The sequence below is a fragment of the Enterobacter sp. CGMCC 5087 genome, from assembly GCF_003144775.1.
GTDB classification, from domain to species: domain Bacteria; phylum Pseudomonadota; class Gammaproteobacteria; order Enterobacterales; family Enterobacteriaceae; genus Enterobacter; species Enterobacter cloacae_M.
In genome coordinates, this window is sequence record NZ_QFXN01000323.1 from 1 (window position 1) to 2,574 (window position 2,574).

At 55.2% G+C, this 2,574-nt stretch carries 3 protein-coding genes; all 3 read right to left on the reverse strand.

Annotation, left to right across the window (positions count from 1 at the left end; translation table 11 throughout):
• Window positions 1–30: 30 nt before the first annotated feature.
• The 3 genes from DEO48_RS26010 to DEO48_RS26020 are packed head-to-tail and all read right to left on the reverse strand — an operon-like array spanning window position 31 to window position 2,414.
• Window positions 31–1,623: an IS66 family transposase gene (locus DEO48_RS26010; protein ID WP_109846719.1), complete on the reverse strand. Its 1,593-nt coding sequence runs from the start codon at window positions 1,621–1,623 to the stop codon at window positions 31–33.
• Between the two features lie 30 nt (window positions 1,624–1,653).
• On the reverse strand, window positions 1,654–2,004 hold the full coding sequence (gene tnpB, locus DEO48_RS26015; RefSeq protein ID WP_109846720.1) for an IS66 family insertion sequence element accessory protein TnpB: 351 nt from the start codon (window positions 2,002–2,004) through the stop codon (window positions 1,654–1,656).
• Window positions 2,001–2,414 carry a transposase gene (locus tag DEO48_RS26020; RefSeq protein ID WP_109846721.1) on the reverse strand — a complete coding sequence of 138 codons (414 nt, stop codon included), beginning with the start codon at window positions 2,412–2,414 and terminating at the stop codon, window positions 2,001–2,003. Before DEO48_RS26020 ends, tnpB begins: the two co-directional genes overlap by 4 nt.
• Window positions 2,415–2,574 lie beyond the last annotated feature (160 nt).

The window sequence follows — 2,574 nt, forward strand, 5'->3', positions numbered from 1 at the left end:
GTAAGCGTAAAGGCAGCGCCGTATTGACGGTTATTTATCGGTGAGAACCACGTTCCATGGCAGCAGTTCTGCCACTTTATTGGAAGGCCACTCCGGCAGGACGTTCAGGATATGGCGAAGGTAGGCTTCTGGATCGATACCATTGAGTTTGCACGTACCGATCAGGCCGTACAGTAGTGCACCACGCTCACCACCATGATCACTACCGAAGAAGATATAATTCTTTTTCCCAAGACACACGGCCCTCAGCGCTCGTTCCGCTGCATTATTGTCAGGCTCTGCCAGTCCGTCATCCGCGTAATAACACAGCGCTTCCCACTGGTTTAGCGCATAAGCGAACGCCTCGCCCAGCCGGGATTTTTTTGACAGAATGGCACTTTTCTCCACCAACCAGTCATGCAGGGATATCAGCAGCGGCTTACTCCGGGACTGTCTGGCTGCCAGCCGCTCAGTTGCAGGGAGGCCGCGTATGGCTTCTTCGATTGCGTACAGCTCACCTATACGTTTCAGGGCTTCCTCTGCTGTGGCCGTTTGAGTACTTATATAGACATCGTGGATTTTTCTGCGCGCGTGGGCCCAGCAGGCCGCTTCGGTTAACGGACCTCCTTCACGTTCTACGCTGAACAACCGATCGTAGCCTGCGAAGGCATCCGCCTGCAGCACACCATTATAGTGCCGAAGATGTTGCTGAGGATGTTTCCCCTGCCTGTCCGGCGAGAAGGCGAACCATGCCGCTGGCGGATCTGATGAACCTGCGCTTCTGTCATCACGGACATATGTCCAGATGCGCCCGGTTTTCGTCTTCTTTCTGCCCGGTGCCAGTACCGGCACCGGAGTATCATCCGTATGCAGTTTGCGGGAGTCTATCACGTAGTGGTAAAGGGCCTCATCCAGTGGGGCCATTAACCGGCAACAGGCATCCACCCAGTTGGAGAGCAGAGCCCGGCTCAGAACCACGCCCTGACGGGCAAAGATTTCGCACTGGCGATATAGCGGCAGGTGTTCGCAGTATTTGGCCGTTAACACGCGGGCCAGCAGACCCGGCCCGGCGATACCCCGATCGATGGGGCGAGATGGTGCAGGCGCTTCAACGATACAGTCGCATCGGGTACAGGCCTTTTTCACCCTGACCGTGCGGATCACTTTCAGGGCGCTGGAGACCAGCTCCAGCTGTTCCGCGCTGACTTCACTGAGATATGCCATATCACTACCGCAACCAGGACAGCAGGTTTCGGCTGGCTCCAGCCTGTTTATTTCGCGGGGAAGATGTTCCGGTAACGGGCGACGATGGCGGGACTGGCGCAGCTGGCGAGGTACCAGTGGATCGTCTTCTCGTCCGTTGTAGCGATCACTTTGCTGCTCCTGCTGTTTCAGCAGGGCTTCTGCGTCTTCAACTTGTCGGCGAAGTTTTTCTGAACGGGTACCGAACAGCATCCGCCGCAGTTTTTCTATCTGTGCCCGCAGATGCTCTATTTCGCGCTCTTCGTTCTCTATTTTCTCTTCTGCGCGGGCCAGCGCAGAACGCAGGAACGACTCAGTCTCTGCAACGAGGCTAAGCTGACTGTCTTTCTGGCGAAGCGCGTCTTCCAGCGCGGCGATACGGGCGAGATAGTCCTGACTCATGACCCCATTTATAATGCGGTCATGCGCTTTTTACAACATTGTCAGAGAGTTAAGACGAGCTGTTTTGGGCTGACGCCAGTCCAGCTTATCGAGGAGCATGGCGAGCTGTGAGCGGGTGATGGCGATTTTACCATCGCGTACAGCAGGCCAGATGAACTGGCCTTCTTCCAGACGTTTGGTGAACAGGCACAGGCCGTCAGCATCAGCCCAGAGTATTTTCACGGTATCGCCGCGACGGCCACGGAAGATAAACAGGTGGCCGGAGAACGGGTTTTCATCAAGTACATGCTGTACCAACTCGCCCAGACCATTGAACGATTTACGCATATCGGTCACACCGGCAACCAGCCAGATACGGGTGCCTGACGGGAGGGATATCATTGGCTTCTCCCGGTCAGCTCGCGAAGCAGCACGGCCAGCAACTCTGGTGACGGGTTCTCCAGCGTCATTTTACCGTGACGGAACTCAACACAACAGGAGGAGGCATTCAGCGCTGAGAGCTGACCCGGTTCAGTATTCATCCCGGCTGATGGTGTAGGATCAGGTATCACCTCAACAGGCAGCATTGTCGGTGATGGTGAAGATTCAACTGTTGCCGGAAGGCGACGTGATATACGGCCTTCATTCTGCCAGAGTCGCAGCCATTTAAAGATGACGTTATCGTTGATGCCGTTTTCGCGGGCAATCTGAGCGACGCAGGCACCGGGGCGGGAAGCCAGTTCGACCATACGTATCTTGAAGTCATTCGAATAATTTTTACGGGGTTCTTTTCGCCAGGACTGGGATTCCATACTTAGATGTCCGTCTGTAACAGGTGGGCGTCTAAGTTATCAGTACTGGCTTAATGGCTACATACGGCACTGGGTTTACGCTTACTTCCTTCTTCCCGTGCAGCGCAAAATAAGTGCCGCCACTGCGCGTTTACGCGCAAAAAAAAACCGTGCCAGAGGC

Bases quoted from the DNA above. Each gene is read 5' to 3' on its own strand.
- DEO48_RS26010 (WP_109846719.1), bottom strand. From the start codon at position 1,623: ATGAGTCAGGACTATCTCGCCCGTATCGCCGCGCTGGAAGACGCGCTT.
- DEO48_RS26020 (WP_109846721.1), bottom strand. From the start codon at position 2,414: ATGGAATCCCAGTCCTGGCGAAAAGAACCCCGTAAAAATTATTCGAAT.
- tnpB (WP_109846720.1), bottom strand. From the start codon at position 2,004: ATGATATCCCTCCCGTCAGGCACCCGTATCTGGCTGGTTGCCGGTGTG.